We start from the raw sequence: 15,588 nt of genomic DNA, 5'->3' as shown, positions 1-15,588 counted from the left end.
CGGGGCTCTTCGCCGTCAGGGCAACGGTCAGATGTTGAAGCCGAGAGCGCGCATCATGTCGCGCCCGTCGTCCGTGATCTTCTCCGGGCCCCACGGCGGCATCCAGACCCAGTTGATGACGAAGCGTTCGACTTCGCCGTCCAGCGCCTGCGCCGTCTCGGACTCGATGACGTCCGTCAGCGGGCAACCCGCCGACGTCAGTGTCATGGAGATGACAAGTGCGTCGGAGTCGTCGTCCCAGTTCAGGTCGTAGATGAGCCCCAGGTCGACGATGTTGACGCCGAGCTCCGGGTCAACGACCTCCTTGAGCGCCTCTTCGATCTCGTCGTAGCGTGTCGCTTCGAGTGTCGTCAGTGCCATGGCGAGATCCTACGCCTCGACCTGCTGCGCGAGGTAGCGGTCGTACCCCTCGTTCTCGAGGCGGTCAGCAAGCTCGGGTCCGCCCTGGTCAGCGACCTTGCCAGCGACGAAAACGTGCACGAAGTCCGGCTTGATGTAGCGGAGGATGCGCGTGTAGTGGGTGATGAGGAGCACACCGAGGCCGGTGTTCTCCTTGACGCGGTTGACGCCCTCCGACACGATGCGCAGCGCATCCACGTCGAGGCCGGAGTCGGTCTCATCGAGGACGGCGAACTTCGGCTTGAGGAGCTCGAGCTGAAGGATCTCGTTGCGCTTCTTCTCGCCACCGGAGAAGCCTTCGTTGACGTTGCGCTCGGAGAAGACCGGGTCCATGCGGAGTGCCGCCATGGAGGCCTTGACCTCCTTCAGCCACGGGCGCAGAGGCGGAGCTTCGCCAGCGACGGCGGTCTTCGCCGTGCGCAGGAAGTTCGCGACCGTGACGCCAGGGATCTCGACGGGGTACTGCATCGCGAGGAAGAGGCCCGCTTTCGCTCGCTCGTCGACGGACATCTCGAGGACGTCCTCGCCGTCGAGCGTGATCGAGCCGCTGGTCACCTCGTACTTCGGGTGGCCCGCGATCGTGTAGGCGAGGGTCGACTTGCCGGAGCCGTTTGGGCCCATGATGGCGTGGATCTCGCCCTTGTTGATCGTCAGGTCGACACCGCGGAGGATTTCCTTGGTGCCCTGGTCGGTCTCGACCGTGACGTGGAGGTCGGATATCTGCAGCGTGGACATGTGCTAGCTCTTCTCCTCGAAGATTGGAGTGGGGTCGATGTAGATGTCGCCCTCTTGCACCTGGATGCGGTACACGGGCACTGGTTCGTAGGCGGGGAGGGTGCGGGGCCAGCCGGTCTTGAGCGAGAACTGGGAGCCGTGCGCCCAGCACTCGATCGAGTCGTCCTCCACGAAGCCCTCGGCGAGTGAGATGTCTCCGTGCGAGCACCGGTCCCCGAGAGCGAAGAGCTCACCGGCCGAGTCTCGGACGACGCAGATGGCCTGTCCCTCGATCTCGAAGCGCTGCGGCGCCTCGACCTTCACGTCATCTGCCGCGCAGAGACGCACCGAGGTCATCGCTCTGCGACGAGCAGAGGGCTTGCGCCCTCGTTGAGCTCGCGTTCGAGCGCATCCCGCAGGTGGGTGGCGATCTCCTCGTTGCCGATCTGCTGGACGATCTCGTTGAGGAAGCCGTGCACAACAAGACGGCGGCTCATGGCCTCGGAGATGCCGCGGCTCATCAGGTAGAAGAGCTGCTCGTCATCGAAGCGGCCCGTCGCGGAAGCGTGGCCTGCCCCCTCGATGTCGCCGGTCTCGATCTCGAGGTTCGGGACCGAATCGGCCCGTGTGCCCTCAGAGAGCACGAGGTTGCGGTTCTGCTCGTAGGAGTCAGTGCCCGGTGCGTTCCGGCGGATGAGCACATCCCCGATCCACACGGCTCGCGCCCCTTGGCCTTGCAGGGCGCCCTTGTAGTTAACGCGACTGCGAGTGTGCGGCGCATTGTGGTCGACGAAGACCTGGTGCTCGAGGTGCTGTCCCGCGTCCGAGTAGTAGAGGCCGTAGAGCTCCCCATCCGCGCCCTGCGCGTTGAGCTGCAGTGTCGGGTTCAGACGGACGATGCCGCCGCCGAGCGAGACGACGATGTGCTTGATGAACGCGTCGCGCCCGACCGACACGAAGTGCGTCGACAGGTGCTGCGCCGAGTCTTCCCACTCCTGCATGGAGACGACCGTGACGTTCGCACCGTCGCCCACGAGGAGCTCGACGTTCTCGGCGACCGTCGCCTCGCCCGTGTGGCGGAGGATGATGAGGCCCCTGGCGTGCGGCTTGATGTCGATCACGACGTGAGCAGCGACAGCAGCTCCGCCGAACCCGTTGCGGTCGAGGACAAACTGCTTGTCGTCTTCGCCTGAGACTTCGACGAGGAGCGCCTCTTCGAAGTTGGTCCATGCGTTTGCGGATGCGCGGTCTTCCGGCTTCCCGGCCGAACCGATGCGCGCATCCGAACGAGGGATCCAGCTGACCGAGACGCCCTCTGTCTCCGTGAACTCGAGCTCGGAGCGGGAGCCAGTGAGCTCACCGTTGATGAGCGCGTCCAGCTTCGCGACGGGGGTGTACTTCCACTCGATCTCGCGGCCGCTCAGTGGCGCGAAGTCGGCGAAGTCGAAGGAAGTGAACCGCTCCGACCTCGTCTGCACCGGGACCTCGGACCCCGGCCCGTGGCTGTGCTTGTTGAGACCGAGCGGGTTGATCTGCTCGCTCGTGACCTGCGTCGTCATCTAGCCGACCGATCCTTCCATGCTCATCTCGATGAGCTTGTTGAGTTCCAGTGCGTACTCCATCGGCAGCTCGCGCGCGATCGGCTCGATGAATCCGCGCACGATCATGGCCATCGCCTCGGTCTCCGGGAGGCCGCGGCTCATGAGGTAGAAGAGCTGCTCCTCCGACACCTTCGTGACCGTCGCCTCGTGGCCGAGCTGGACGTCGTCGACTCGGATGTCGATCGCGGGGTACGTGTCAGAGCGTGACTGCGTGTCGACGAGCAGCGCGTCGCAGACGACGCTGTTCGACGAGTGGTGTGCCTTGGCGTCGATGCGGACCTCGCCCCGGTAGCCGGCTCGTCCCCCGCCTCGCGCTATGGACTTCGACGTGATCGAAGACTGCGTGTACGGAGCCATGTGGATCATCTTCGCTCCGGCGTCCTGGTGCTGGCCGGGGCCTGCGAACGCGACGGACATGGTCTCGCCCTTTGCGTGCTCGCCGACCAGGTAGATCGACGGGTACTTCATCGTGACCTTCGAGCCGATGTTGCCGTCGACCCACTCCATCGTCGCGCCCTCTTCCGCGATCGCGCGCTTCGTGACCAGGTTGTAGACGTTGTTCGACCAGTTCTGGATCGTCGTGTAGCGAACGCGGGCGTTCTTCTTCACGATGATCTCGACAACCGCCGAGTGCAAGGAGTCGGACTTGTAGATGGGAGCCGTGCAGCCCTCGATGTAGTGCACGTAGCTGCCCTCATCGGCGATGATCAGCGTCCGCTCGAACTGACCCATGTTCTCCGTGTTAATGCGGAAGTAGGCCTGCAGCGGGATCTCGACGTGGACACCCTTCGGCACGTAGACGAACGAGCCTCCGGACCAGACGGCCGTGTTGAGCGCCGCGAACTTGTTGTCGCCTGACGGGATGACCGTGCCGAAGTACTCCTCGAAGAACTCCGGGTGCTCGCGAAGCGCCGTGTCGGTGTCCATGAAGATGACACCCTGCTTCTCGAGCTCCTCGTTGATCTGGTGGTAGACGACCTCGGACTCGTACTGGGCCGCAACGCCGGCGACGAGGCGCTGGCGCTCCGCGTCCGGAATGCCGAGCTTCTCGTACGTGTTCTTGATGTCGTCTGGCAGGTCTTCCCAGGTCTGGGCCTGCTTCTCCGTCGAGCGCACGAAGTACTTGATGTTGTCGAAGTCGATGCCGGAGAGGTCAGCGCCCCAGTTGGGCATCGGCTTTCGCTCGAACATCTTGTAGCCCTTGAGGCGCGTCTTGAGCATCCACTCAGGCTCGTCTTTCAGGCGCGAGATGTCGGCGACGACGGCATCGCTGATGCCACGCCTCGCGGACGATCCCGCTACGTCGGAGTCAGCCCAGCCGAACTCGTAACGGCCGAGGCCCTCAAGTTCTGGGCGATCGATCAGGACATCTGACATGTCTGCCTCGTCTCTCTCATCTCTGAAGTCGTTCTGCACACGCGGCTCAACCTCGGGCTCTTCGCCTTCGATATATCTTGCGCGTGGGGTCTTCGGCCGGTGGGCCCGCGGCTGCTCGGGCAGACGGCGTGCGTCTACCTCTCGTAGAATGGAACCCGCGAAGGGCCTCCATTGTTCCCTGCGCCGCGATTCGGGCACACGTCCCGAGCGAAGACAACAACTTCTATCCTACGCCAGACATACTCGGCGTCTGAAAGGCAATCGTGACCGCGCAAGTCGCTCCCGTCCGTCCCCCACGCGCGGATGCTCTCCTCGCGAGACTGATGCCGACGAGCATCACGAGGTACACGCGATTCCTCGCGTGGGCGAGTCTCGTGGCCAACATCGGCATCGTCGGGACCGGCGGCCTGGTGCGGCTCACGGGCTCCGGCCTCGGCTGCCCCACGTGGCCGTACTGCACCGACGAGTCACTCATCAACACGCCCGAGATGGGTATCCACGGGATCATCGAGTTCGGGAACCGGACGCTGACGGGCGTCCTCGCAATCATCGCGCTCCTGCTGTTCCTCGCGGTCCTCCGGGCCCGGCCGAGCGGGATGCGCCTCGCCGTCCCCGCTTTCGCGATCGGCCTGCTCATCATCGTCCAGGCGATCGTCGGCGGCATCACCGTGCTCACGGGCCTCAACCCCGACATCGTCGGGTTCCACTTCCTCATCTCGGGACTCATGGTCGCCATCGCCGCAGTCCTGCTGTTCCGCGTGCGCAGGGGCGAGCAGGTCCCAGAAGTCGGGGCGCGTCTCGACATGAGCCGGTCTGGTCTTGTGCTCACCCTGAGCGTCGTCGTGAACGTATGGGTCTGGGTAACAGTCTTCGTCGGAACGCTCACCACCGGGTCCGGCCCGCACGCCGGTGACTCCGGTTCGGCCAGGAACGGTCTTGACCCCGTCGTCATGCAGCATGTCCACTCGTGGCCCGCCTACATCCTGCTCGCGTGCGCACTTGCCTTCGCTGTGGTCGCCGCCGTCCGCGGGTTCCCCGCCACGCGCCGGGTCTCGTTCGCGCTCCTCGGGCTCATCGTGGCCCAAGCGATCGTCGGCATCTGGCAGGCCAGGACGGGGCTCCCAATCGGGCTCGTGATCGTGCACATGGTCCTGTCGGTCACGAGCATCGCCGTCGCGACCACCGCGGTCGCGACCATCCGTCGCGAGGGGCGCCCCGGGCGAGTCTGAGACTCGCGGGGGGTACAACCAGATACAGACGGCTCAGCCCCGACGAGAGAATCTCTCGTCGGGGCTGATTGCTGTGCGCGGCCGCCGCGTCGTTGCCTGTGGCAGACCGCTCGCTTCTTGCGCGCCGTTCGCTCGGTGCTAGCCGAGCAGCGGGTCGATGCCCACGGCGACGAAGACGAGCGTGAGGTACGTGATGGAGAGGTGGAAGACCTTCATAGGCTTGCCGCCCTTCCCCGTGATCGTGCGGTAGTAGAGCACGTGGGCCTCGTAGAGGAACCAGCCGCCCGAGAGCAGCGCGACGGACGTGTACAGCCATCCCATGCCTGCGATCGGGACGAGCAGGAGCGAGCAGATGACCGTCGCCCACGCGTAGAGCACGGTCTGCAGGGAGACGGAGAGCTCGCCTTCGGTGACGGAGAGCATCGGCACGCTGGCCTTGGCGTAGTCATCGCGGTACTTGACCGAGAGCGGCCAGTAGTGGGCCGGCGTCCACAGGAAGATGATGGCGAAGAGCACAAACGGAGCCCAGCTGAGTGAGTTGGTGACTCCCGCCCAGCCGATGAGCACGGGCATGCAGCCGGCGACGCCACCCCAGATGATGTTCTGCTCGGTGCGTCGCTTGAGCACGATCGTGTAGAACACGACGTAGAGCAGGATGGCGCCGAGCGAGAGGGCCGCGGTCAGCGGGTTCGCGACGAGCCACAGTACGACGATCGACAGGATGCCGAGCGCAAACGAGAAGACGAGAGCCTCGCGATCAGTGAGCTCTCCGGTCACAAGCGGGCGTTTGGCAGTGCGCTTCATGAGGCGGTCGATGTCGCGGTCGATGTAGCAGTTGAACGCGCTCGCGCTTCCCGCGGACATGGCTCCGCCGAGCACGACGCCGAGGACAAGCCACAGGTTCGGGATGCCGCCGTGGGCCAGGAACATCGTCGGCACCGTCGTGATGAGGAGCAGCTCGATGATGCGAGGTTTTGTCAGCGCCACGTAGGCCCGAACCTTGCGCCCGAAAGGCTTGCGCTCCGGGGGTGCGACAGCCACTAGTTCGTCGACAGACAAAGCCACCAATTCCTCTTCGCTCGAAAACTCCTGGCAATTCTATCTGCTCTTGCCCAGAAGCCGTCCCGTTTGCTGAGCGAGCCACGTGTCACACCCCGCTCCAGACACCGTGAGGCCCGTCGCAATCAGAAACATGGCCGGCAACTGAACACTCTTCCCCCCGCGCGGACCCGACGTGGCGATAAGCTGTCAGGCGGCCCTTTCCCAACGACGACGGGACGCAGTGTGACGAATTTTGAGTGGTCCGAGCTCGATCGACGTGCAGTCGACACAGCAAGGATCTTGGCGGCAGATGCAGTTGAGAAGGCGAAGGGTGGTCACCCCGGTACGGCGATGAGCCTCGCCCCCCTCGCGACGTTGCTCTACCAGCACGTGATGCGGGTCGACCCGAAGGACCCGCACTGGATCGGGCGAGACCGCTTCATTCTCTCCGCGGGTCACTCCTCGCTGACGCAGTACTGCCAGCTCTACCTTGGCGGCTTCGGCCTCGAGCTCGACGATCTCAAGCAGCTTCGCCAGTTCGGCTCGAAGACGCCGGGGCACCCCGAGTTCGGCCACACCGACCACGTCGAGATGACCACCGGACCGCTCGGTCAGGGGCTCGCATCCGCGGTCGGCTTCGCCTACGCGCAGCGCTTCGAGCGCGGACTGTTCGACCCAGAGGGTGAGGCGGGCCAGAGCCCCTTCGATCACAGGGTCTATGTCATCGCGAGCGACGGCGACCTCCAGGAGGGCGTCACGAGCGAGGCCTCCTCGCTCGCCGGCCACCAGGAGCTCGGGAACCTGATCGTCTTCTACGACGCCAACCAGATCTCCATCGAGGACGACACCGACATCGCCTTCACGGAAGATGTCGCCAAGCGCTACGAGGCGTACGGCTGGCACGTGCAGACGGTGGACTGGACGGCTGGCGAGCAGTACCACGAGGACCTCGCGGCACTCCACGACGCAACCCTCGCGGCCCAGGCCGAGACCGGCCGTCCCTCGATCATCGTGCTCCGCACGATCATCGGCTGGCCGAGCCCGAACAAGCAGAACACGGGCGCCATCCACGGCTCCGCGCTCGGCGAGACCGAACTCGAGGCTGTGAAGAGCCTCGTCGGCTTCGACCCGAAGCAGAGTTTCGAGGTCCCGGAGGACGTCCTCGCTTACACGCGCGGCCTCGCGGACCGCGTCGCCCCCGTTCGTGATGAATGGCAGCAGAGCTTCGACGCCTGGAAGAGCAGCAACCCGGAACGAGCTGAGCTCTTCGCGCGCCTCGAAGCTGGCGAGCTGCCGGAAGACCTCGCGGAGGCGCTTCCCGACTACGCGGGCGTTGCCAAGGTCTCCACCCGCAAGGCGTCCGGGGACGCGATCAACGCGCTCGCCGCGCAGCTCCCCGAGCTCTGGGGCGGCTCCGCCGACCTCGCAGGCTCGAACAACACGACCATCAACGGCGCGGCGTCGTTCATCCCGGAGAAGTTCTCGACGTCGAGCTGGACGGGCAACCCCTACGGGCGAGTCCTCCACTTCGGCATCCGTGAGCACGCAATGGGCGCGATCCTCAACGGCATCACGCTGCACGGCAAGACGCGCGCCTTCGGCGGGACCTTCCTCATGTTCAGCGACTACATGCGCCCCTCAGTGCGTCTCGCCGCCCTCATGAACATCCCATCGATCTTCGTGTGGACGCACGACTCGATCGCCCTCGGTGGCGACGGGCCGACGCACCAGCCAGTCGAATCGCTCACCGCTCTGCGCGCGATCCCGAACCTCGCGGTCGTTCGCCCGGCCGACGGACCAGAGACCGCAGCCGCGTGGCTCGAGGTCGTCAGCCGCCGCGGCGGCCCGACCGGCCTCATCCTCTCCCGCCAGGACCTCCCGGTCATCGCGCGCGGCTCGGGTGACGCCAACGAGCAGGAGTTCGGCTCGGCCGCTGGAACCAAGCGGGGCGCCTACGTGCTCGCAGAAGCTGCCGGTGGATCGCCTGAGGTCATCGTGCTCGCGACCGGCTCCGAGGTGCAGTACGCACTTGAGGCTCGCGAGACGCTCCAAGAGCAGGGCCACCCGACGCGCGTCGTCTCCGTCCCCAGCTTCGAGTGGTTCGCAGAGCAGGACGAGGCGTACCGAGAGCACGTGCTCCCCGCCGCAGTCGAGGCTCGCGTGAGCATCGAGGCAGGCCTCGCCCTTCCCTGGCTGCAGTTCGTCGGTCCGAAGGGGCGCAGCATCTCGATCGAGACGTTCGGCGCATCCGCCGACCAGCCGGAGCTCTACAAGGCCTACGGGATCACCGCAGCGGCCGTCGTCGACGCGGCGCTCGAGTCGCTCGCCAAGTAGCGCCTGCGCACCACAACTCAGCTCTTCTTCACCTGCAACGCGAAGGAACACCAACAATGACTTCCACACCAACAGCAGCACTCGCCGAGGCCGGCGTCAGCATCTGGCTCGACGACCTCTCACGCTCCAGCCTCGAATCCGGCGCTCTCGAACGTCTCATCTCCGAGCGCGGGATCGTCGGCGTCACGACCAACCCGACTATCTTCGCCGGCGCACTCAGCAAGGGCGAGGCCTACGACGCGCAGGTCGCGGAGCTCCAGGCTCGCGGCGCGAGCGTCGACGAGGCGATCTTCGAGATCACCACCGACGACGTGCGCTCGGCATGCGACCTCTTCCTGCCGATCTACGAGTCCACGGACGGTCTCGACGGGCGAGTCTCGATCGAGGTCTCCCCCGAACTCGCCCGCGACACCGCGGCGACGATCGAGGAGGCCAAGCGTCTCTGGGCCACCGTCGATCGCAAGAACGCGATGATCAAGATCCCGGCGACCGTCGAGGGTCTCCCCGCCATCACCGAGGTCATCGCTTCCGGCATCAGCGTCAACGTCACGCTCATCTTCAGCCTCAGCCGCTACCGCGAGGTTGTCAACGCCTACCTCTCAGGTCTCGAGCAGGCTCGCGAGCGAGGACACGCACTGTCGACGATCCGCTCCGTCGCCTCGTTCTTCGTATCGCGCGTCGATGCAGAGATCGACAAGCGCCTCGTGGCCGTCGGAAGTGACGAGGCGATCGCGCTCAAGAGTCTCGCGGCCCTCGCGAACGCTCGTCTCGCCTACGCCGCCTTCGAGGAGGAGTTCTCGAGTGAGCGCGCGAAGCTCCTGCTCGCAGAGGGCGCCAACGTCCAGCGTCCGCTCTGGGCCTCGACGGGTGTCAAGGACCCGGCGCTGCCCGACACGCTCTACGTTACGGAGCTCGTCGCGCCGCACACGGTCAACACCATGCCGGAGAAGACGCTCGAGGCTGTCGCCGACCACGGCGTCATCACGGGGAACACCGTGGCGGGCACCGCCCACGCCGCCAACACCACGCTCGACGAGCTCGAGGCTATCGGTGTCAGCTACGTCGAGGTGACCGAGCAGCTCGAGACCGAGGGCGTTGACAAGTTCATCGTCTCCTGGCAGGAGCTCAAGGCAACCGTCGACTCGCAGCTGCAAGCTGCCGCGGCGAAGGCGTAGGGGCCACCGCCATGGGCATCAAGGTCAGCGCTGCCGGAGCCGCGAGCGAAGCCGCTGCGGAGAAGCTCGGCGGCCTCGTCGCCGATCGTTTCGCCTCTCGCCTCTTCGCACAGGATGCAACGCTCTGGGGCGCGGCAGCCGAAGCCGAGTCTGCAGTCCGGCTTGGATGGACGCGCGCTCACGAGGTCTCCCGGGAACTCGTCGACGGCATCCTCTCGCTTCGCGACGAGTTCGCCGCGGCCGGTGTTACCAGGTTCGTGCTGTGCGGCATGGGCGGCTCCTCGCTAGCTCCCGAGGTCATCACTCGGACTGCCGGCGTCGAGCTTGTTGTGCTCGACTCGACCGACCCGGCACAGGTTCGCGCCGCGGTCGAGGAAGGCGTCGAGCGCACCGCGATCGTCGTCTCCTCCAAGTCGGGATCCACGGTCGAGACTGACTCCCAGCGTCGCGCCTTCGTGAACGCGTTCGAGGGTGCTGGAATCGACCCAGCCGGACGCGTCGTGATCGTCACCGACCCGGGGTCGCCCATGGAAGCCGCCTCACGTGAGGCCGGTTACCGGGTGTTCCTCGCCGACCCCCACGTGGGCGGACGGTTCTCGGCGCTGACGGCGTTCGGTCTCGTCCCGTCCGGGCTGGCCGGCGTCGACATCGCGGGCCTCCTTGACGACGCCGGCGTGGCCGCCGCGGCTGTGGCCCTGGACGACGAGTCCAACCCAGCGCTTGTTCTCGGCGCCGCTATCGCAGCCAAGCGCTTCCTTGGCGTCGTCGACGACGGAACATCGATCGTCGGATTCGGTGACTGGGTCGAGCAGCTGATCGCGGAATCGAGCGGCAAGGACGACCTCGGTATTCTGCCCGTCGTGCTCACGCCGAGCGCTCCCGAGATCGACTCGCGACCGGCCGACCTGCAGCTGGTCCGTGTCGTGGCCGACGCGGAGGCTTCCCCGGCGAGCGGCGACGACATCGCCGTGTCAGGCTCGCTTGGTGGGCAGTTCGTGCTCTGGGAGACGGCAGTAGCCGTCGCGGGAGCCGTCATCGGCATCAACCCGTACGATCAGCCCGACGTCGAGTCCGCCAAGGTCGCCGCCAGAGGACTGCTCGAGGCGACGCCCGAGCCGACACCGGCAGCCTTCGCAGTTGATGGCGTCGAGGTGCGCGGCACGCAGGCGGTCGTCGAGGGCCAGAGCACACTGAGCGGCGCCATCGACGCGCTCGTGGCGCTCATCCCCGCCGATGGCTACCTGTCGGTCCAGGCGTACGTCGACCGGAACCGCTTCGGCGCTCTCGAATCGCTCCGCGACGAGCTCGCGAAGCGCTCAGGGCGACCCGTCACCTTCGGCTGGGGTCCGCGCTTCCTGCACTCAACCGGACAGTTCCACAAGGGCGGCCCGAAGGTCGGCGCGTTCCTGCAGATCACCTCGGCAGAGCCGAACGATCTGGAGATCCCGGAACGCCCCTTCACGTTCGGCACGCTCATCTCGGCGCAGGCAGCCGGCGACGCGTCCGTGCTGGAGTCGCACGCGCAGCCAGTGCTGCGCATCGAGCTCGGCGAATCCGGTCACGGACTCGCCGCGCTCCTCGGCGCCATCTCGCGCTAATCGATCAGCGGGGCGGGGATGCGAACACCTTCGCATCCCCGCACTCGTGTCTGCAGGACACACACGGGCCCACCCAACGCCCGTGCCTAGAAAACAAGGAGGCGACGCTGTGACGCCAGTCGACATCAGCGCTGACAACAACCCCCTCAGGTCCATCGACGATGGACGGCTCAGCCGCATCGCCGGCCCGTCGAGCCTCGTCATCTTCGGAGTAACGGGAGACCTCTCCCGAAAGAAGCTCCTGCCGGCGGTCTACGACCTCGCGAACCGCGGCCTGCTCTCGCCCTCATTCGGCCTCGTCGGCTTCGCTCGCCGGCCCTGGTCAGACGACGAGTTCCGCGCTTTCGTCAAGGAGAACGTCGAACAGCACGCCAGGACGCCATTCAATGAGGACGTCTGGACGCAGCTCGCGAAAGGAATCCGCTTCGTCTCCGGCGAGTTCGACAACGACGAGTCCTTCGACTCGCTCAAGCTTGTCCTCGGGGAGCTCGACGAAGACCAGGGGACGCGCGGCAACCACGCGTTCTACCTCTCCATCCCGCCACGCTCGTTCCCCGAGGTCACGACGCAGCTGCGCCGCTCTGGCCTGGCGGAGGAACGTGAGGACTCCTGGCGCCGCGTCATCATCGAGAAGCCCTTCGGTCACGACCTCGCCTCGGCGCGCGAACTGAACAGCATCGTAGAGTCGGTCTTCGCGAGCGACGCGATCTTCCGCATCGACCACTACCTTGGCAAGGAGACGGTGCAGAACATCCTCGCGCTGCGCTTCGCGAACTCCATGTTCGAGCCGCTCTGGAACGCCAACACGGTCGACCATGTGCAGATCACGATGGCGGAGGATATCGGGGTATCAGGCCGTGCCGGCTACTACGACGGCGTCGGCGCCGCGCGAGATGTCATCCAGAACCACCTCCTGCAGCTCCTCGCACTCACTGCCATGGAAGAGCCGCTCTCCTTCAACGCCAAGGACCTCCGGCAGGAGAAGGAGAAGGCCCTAGCAGCCGTTCGACTCCCCCGCGACCTGTCGCTGGCATCCGCTCGTGGCCAGTACGGCTCCGGATGGCAGGGCGGCGAACTCGTGCGTGGCTTCCTCGAGGAAGAAGGCATGAACCCGCAGTCGACGACTGAGACTTACGCGGCTCTCCGTGTCGAGCTCGACTCGCGCCGCTGGGCGGGAGTCCCGTTCTACCTGCGCACCGGGAAGCGACTCGGTCGCCGTGTGACGGAAATCGCCGTCACGTTCAAGCAGGGGCCGCTGTATCTCTTCGACGAGGCGCAGCGCACCTCGCTCGGGCCGAACGCACTCGTGATCCGCGTTCAGCCAGATGAGGGTGTCACCATCCGCTTCGGCTCCAAGATCCCGGGATCCGGCATGCATGTCCGTGACGTGACCATGGACTTCGGCTACGGCCACGCCTTCACCGAGTCCAGCCCGGAAGCCTACGAGCGTCTCATCCTGGACGTCCTTCTGGGCGACCCGCCCCTCTTCCCCCGCCACGAGGAGGTCGAGCTCTCCTGGAAGATCCTCGACCCCGTCGAGGAGTACTGGGCGACGCAGGGCCAGCCCGAACTCTACAAACCCGGCAGCTGGGGCCCGGCATCTGCCACTGCGCTCCTCGCCCGCGATGGCCGCACCTGGAGGCGCCCGTGATTATCGAACTCGGCAACACCACGACCTCAGCCGTTTCGAAGCGGCTGGTCTCGATGCGTGAAGAAGGCGGAGCGGTCGCTCTCGGTCGCGTCCTCACGCTTGTCATCTCGACCGGCGAGCGCCGGGGCGAAGCTGCGATCGCCGCTGCGAACTCGGCGTCGGGCGAGCACCCCATGCGCGTCATCGTCATCCACGTGGTCGATCGCGACGCGAAGACCTCCAACATGGACGCGGAGATCCGCGTCGGCGGAGACGCCGGAGCGAGCGAGGTCATCGTGCTCCACGTCTCCGGCCCCGCCGCGGACGATCCGGAGACGCTTGTGCAGGCACTCCTCCTCCCCGACGCCCCGGTCGTAGCCTGGTGGCCCGACTCCGCGCTCGGCGCACCAAGCGCCTCGTCGCTCGGTCGCATCGCGCAGCTGCGCATCGTCGACTCCGGGAGCTCCACCAATGGTGAAGAGACCGTCACGAAGCTCGCGGCGGGCTTCTGCGACGGGGACAGCGACCTCGCCTGGACGCGCCTCACCAGCTGGCGTGCACAGATCGCGGCTGTCCTCGATCAGCCGCCGTACGAGCCGATCCAGGAGGTGGAGGTCATCGGGCGCCCATCGCAGACCTCGACGTTGCTCATGGCGGCCTGGCTGCAGCTCGCGCTGCAGGTGCCCGTGCGCCTCTCTCAGGCCACCGACCGCGAGCTCGGACGCGCACAACTGCGCGCGATCAAGCTCACGCGCCCGAGCGGCGTCGTCTCGTTCGAGCGCGTGAGCGACTCGGCCGTTGTGCTCACGCAGCCGGGGCAGCCGGAGCAGAAGATCCCCATGCCCGTCCGCGACCTCCCAGATGTTCTCGCAGAGGAGCTGCGCTCGCTCGGGCCTGACCGGGTTTTCGGCGAGGTGCTCGCCGCGGCTGCGGAGACGGAAGCCGAGGCCCGGGAGTCGGCGGAGGCAGCGCCCTCCGACGACGAGCAGGAGCAGGCATGACGCAGGCCACGCGGGTCAGGCACGTAGAGCCCTCGGTCGCCGGAGTTGCACACGACGCGGCCCGGCGCTTTGCGGGGCTCCTCGCGTCGACCACCGCGGAACTGCACATCGCCGTGAGCGGCGGTTCTGTTGCCACCAAAGTGCTTCCCGCCTTCGTGGCAGCTGTTGACAGCGCCGGACTCGACTGGACGCGCGTACATGTGTGGTTCGCTGACGAGCGCTTCGTGCCGACCGGTCATGACGACCGTAACGTCGTAGCCGTGGCGGAGGCGCTCAAGGGAGCCAAGGGGTTCGAACAGTCACGCCTGCACGCGACACTCGCGAGCGACAGCGGCGAGTCGCTCGACGACGCCGCGGTCGCGTACGAGGCTGAGCTGCGAGCACTCGTGCCTCCCGCAGACGGAGTCCTTGGCGGCGTCCCATCGCTTGACCTCGTGCTCCTCGGCGCGGGCGGTGACGGGCATACCGCCTCGTTGTTCCCGGGGAGGCCCGGGCTCGAGACGGCGCCCGCGCTTGTCGAGAGCGTCCGCGACTCGCCCAAGCCGCCGCCGGAGAGGCTGACGCTGACGCTACCCGCCATTCGAGGGGCTGCACGCGTCTGGGCCGTTGTCACAGGTGCCGAGAAGGCGGATGCGGTGCGGCTGGCCGCCACCGAAGGCGTCACCGCCGAGGAGTCACCGCTCGGTGCGGCGACCGGCCGTGTGGAGACGCTGCTGCTGCTCGATGCGGCCGCGGCCGAGGCGCTCGGCTAGCCGAAGCTCAGGCACCGGCAGAAACGGCTCCGGTCGTGAACGCACCCTCGTGGTGGTTCACGACCGGAGCCGTTTCTTTGACCGCGTAACCGTGATCAGCGCTTGGAGGTCGTCTTTCCGCGACGCTCGCGGAGCTTCAAGAGCGCCTCATCGAGCAGTCGCTCGGCTTCCTCGCTTGTGCGTCGTTCTTTGACGTACGCGAGGTGCGTCTTGTACGGCTCATTCTTCACGGCAGCCGGCGGGTTCTCGCGGTCGCGGCCCGCAGGAAGTCCGGAGATCGGGCAGTCGATGAGTTCAGGGATGTCGTCCTCCGCGATCTCCGCGGAGTAGTGCCTGACCGTCTCGTTGCCGAGCGCGTCCCAGTAGGAGATGGTGCGGCGCGCAGCGTGCACACCGTGGTCCAACTCCCCCATAGGTCCCGCGCCGACGCGCGATCCCCTGATCGCTGAGCCCCCCTGCGCCACCTAGCTCACCACGACGGTCTGGATGCGGGTGATGATTCCCATGGCGACGATGGCCAGCAGCCAGATGACCGCGAGGGTCACCGTGATGCGGTTCAGGTTCTTCTCGGCGACGCCTGACGCGCCGAGGTTCGATCCCATGCCCCCACCGAACATGTCGGAGAGTCCGCCGCCTCGTCCGCGGTGCAACAGGATGAACAGGATCAGCAGGACGCTGGTGATGGCCAGCACGACCTGCAGGATGACGAGGAGAATATCCACGGAATCCCTCTCAGA

Annotated in this window: 15 protein-coding genes; 7 read left to right on the top strand and 8 right to left on the bottom strand. The window is 66.4% G+C overall.

What is annotated here, in order from left to right; genetic code table 11:
• Nucleotides 1-27: 27 nt before the first annotated feature.
• Genes C5B85_RS03975 through sufB form a run of 5 tightly spaced genes read right to left on the bottom strand, consistent with a single transcriptional unit; the run spans nt 28 to nt 4,091 of the window.
• Nucleotides 28-360: a metal-sulfur cluster assembly factor gene (locus tag C5B85_RS03975; protein ID WP_104284706.1), complete on the bottom strand. Its 333-nt coding sequence runs from the start codon at nt 358-360 to the stop codon at nt 28-30.
• 9 nt (nt 361-369) lie between these two features.
• Nucleotides 370-1,134 carry a Fe-S cluster assembly ATPase SufC gene (sufC, locus tag C5B85_RS03970; protein ID WP_068481926.1) on the bottom strand — a complete coding sequence of 255 codons (765 nt, stop codon included), beginning with the start codon at nt 1,132-1,134 and terminating at the stop codon, nt 370-372.
• A 3-nt stretch (nt 1,135-1,137) separates the two neighbouring features.
• A complete protein-coding gene (locus tag C5B85_RS03965) occupies nt 1,138-1,470 on the bottom strand; it encodes a non-heme iron oxygenase ferredoxin subunit (protein WP_068481923.1) in 333 nt (110 codons plus the stop codon).
• A complete protein-coding gene (gene sufD / locus C5B85_RS03960; protein WP_104284705.1) occupies nt 1,467-2,672 on the bottom strand; it encodes a Fe-S cluster assembly protein SufD in 1,206 nt (401 codons plus the stop codon). Before sufD ends, C5B85_RS03965 begins: the two co-directional genes overlap by 4 nt.
• Nucleotides 2,673-4,091: a Fe-S cluster assembly protein SufB gene (sufB, locus tag C5B85_RS03955; protein ID WP_104284804.1), complete on the bottom strand. Its 1,419-nt coding sequence runs from the start codon at nt 4,089-4,091 to the stop codon at nt 2,673-2,675. It lies immediately after the preceding gene.
• 263 nt (nt 4,092-4,354) lie between these two features.
• Here sufB and C5B85_RS03950 point away from each other — a divergent pair, with 263 nt between their 5' ends.
• The gene (locus tag C5B85_RS03950; protein ID WP_258070567.1) at nt 4,355-5,320 is read left to right on the top strand and encodes a heme A synthase; all 966 of its coding nucleotides are present in this window, start codon (nt 4,355-4,357) and stop codon (nt 5,318-5,320) included.
• Nucleotides 5,321-5,458: 138 nt separating this feature from the next.
• On the opposite strand, the gene C5B85_RS03945 is transcribed toward C5B85_RS03950, so the two are convergent.
• Entirely contained in the window at nt 5,459-6,361 is a 903-nt protein-coding gene (locus C5B85_RS03945) for a heme o synthase (protein WP_374953079.1), read from the bottom strand.
• 243 nt (nt 6,362-6,604) lie between these two features.
• Between C5B85_RS03945 and tkt the strand changes: the two genes are divergently transcribed.
• From tkt to pgl, 6 genes are all read left to right on the top strand, one after another.
• Nucleotides 6,605-8,695, top strand: coding sequence for a transketolase (gene tkt, locus C5B85_RS03940; RefSeq protein ID WP_104284703.1), 2,091 nt, complete (start codon nt 6,605-6,607; stop codon nt 8,693-8,695).
• A gap of 56 nt (nt 8,696-8,751) precedes the next feature.
• Entirely contained in the window at nt 8,752-9,870 is a 1,119-nt protein-coding gene (gene tal, locus C5B85_RS03935; RefSeq protein WP_104284702.1) for a transaldolase, read from the top strand.
• 11 nt (nt 9,871-9,881) lie between these two features.
• Nucleotides 9,882-11,468, top strand: coding sequence for a glucose-6-phosphate isomerase (locus C5B85_RS03930; RefSeq protein ID WP_104284701.1), 1,587 nt, complete (start codon nt 9,882-9,884; stop codon nt 11,466-11,468).
• A gap of 109 nt (nt 11,469-11,577) precedes the next feature.
• Nucleotides 11,578-13,119 carry a glucose-6-phosphate dehydrogenase gene (zwf, locus tag C5B85_RS03925; protein ID WP_104284700.1) on the top strand — a complete coding sequence of 514 codons (1,542 nt, stop codon included), beginning with the start codon at nt 11,578-11,580 and terminating at the stop codon, nt 13,117-13,119.
• A complete protein-coding gene (locus C5B85_RS03920) occupies nt 13,116-14,099 on the top strand; it encodes a glucose-6-phosphate dehydrogenase assembly protein OpcA (protein ID WP_104284699.1) in 984 nt (327 codons plus the stop codon). The genes zwf and C5B85_RS03920 overlap by 4 nt, the downstream gene beginning before the upstream one ends.
• The gene (gene pgl, locus C5B85_RS03915; RefSeq protein WP_104284698.1) at nt 14,096-14,851 is read left to right on the top strand and encodes a 6-phosphogluconolactonase; all 756 of its coding nucleotides are present in this window, start codon (nt 14,096-14,098) and stop codon (nt 14,849-14,851) included. Before C5B85_RS03920 ends, pgl begins: the two co-directional genes overlap by 4 nt.
• A gap of 95 nt (nt 14,852-14,946) precedes the next feature.
• On the opposite strand, the gene C5B85_RS03910 is transcribed toward pgl, so the two are convergent.
• Nucleotides 14,947-15,315: an RNA polymerase-binding protein RbpA gene (locus C5B85_RS03910; protein ID WP_104284697.1), complete on the bottom strand. Its 369-nt coding sequence runs from the start codon at nt 15,313-15,315 to the stop codon at nt 14,947-14,949.
• A complete protein-coding gene (gene secG / locus C5B85_RS03905; protein WP_104241218.1) occupies nt 15,316-15,573 on the bottom strand; it encodes a preprotein translocase subunit SecG in 258 nt (85 codons plus the stop codon). It lies immediately after the preceding gene.
• Nucleotides 15,574-15,588: the final 15 nt, after the last annotated feature.

Source organism: Pseudoclavibacter sp. AY1F1 (assembly GCF_002931075.1).
Classification (GTDB): domain Bacteria; phylum Actinomycetota; class Actinomycetes; order Actinomycetales; family Microbacteriaceae; genus Pseudoclavibacter.
The sequence above is the reverse complement of the archived record's forward strand: the minus strand, read 5'-3'. Positions and strand labels throughout refer to the sequence as shown.

What these genes read in the sequence shown, in the direction of transcription:
- sufB (WP_104284804.1), bottom strand. Translation starts at nt 4,091, where the DNA reads ATGTCAGATGTCCTGATCGATCGCCCAGAACTTGAGGGCCTCGGCCGT.
- C5B85_RS03930 (WP_104284701.1), top strand. Translation starts at nt 9,882, where the DNA reads ATGGGCATCAAGGTCAGCGCTGCCGGAGCCGCGAGCGAAGCCGCTGCG.
- sufD (WP_104284705.1), bottom strand. Translation starts at nt 2,672, where the DNA reads ATGACGACGCAGGTCACGAGCGAGCAGATCAACCCGCTCGGTCTCAAC.
- C5B85_RS03975 (WP_104284706.1), bottom strand. Translation starts at nt 360, where the DNA reads ATGGCACTGACGACACTCGAAGCGACACGCTACGACGAGATCGAAGAG.
- sufC (WP_068481926.1), bottom strand. Translation starts at nt 1,134, where the DNA reads ATGTCCACGCTGCAGATATCCGACCTCCACGTCACGGTCGAGACCGAC.
- pgl (WP_104284698.1), top strand. Translation starts at nt 14,096, where the DNA reads ATGACGCAGGCCACGCGGGTCAGGCACGTAGAGCCCTCGGTCGCCGGA.
- tal (WP_104284702.1), top strand. Translation starts at nt 8,752, where the DNA reads ATGACTTCCACACCAACAGCAGCACTCGCCGAGGCCGGCGTCAGCATC.
- C5B85_RS03965 (WP_068481923.1), bottom strand. Translation starts at nt 1,470, where the DNA reads ATGACCTCGGTGCGTCTCTGCGCGGCAGATGACGTGAAGGTCGAGGCG.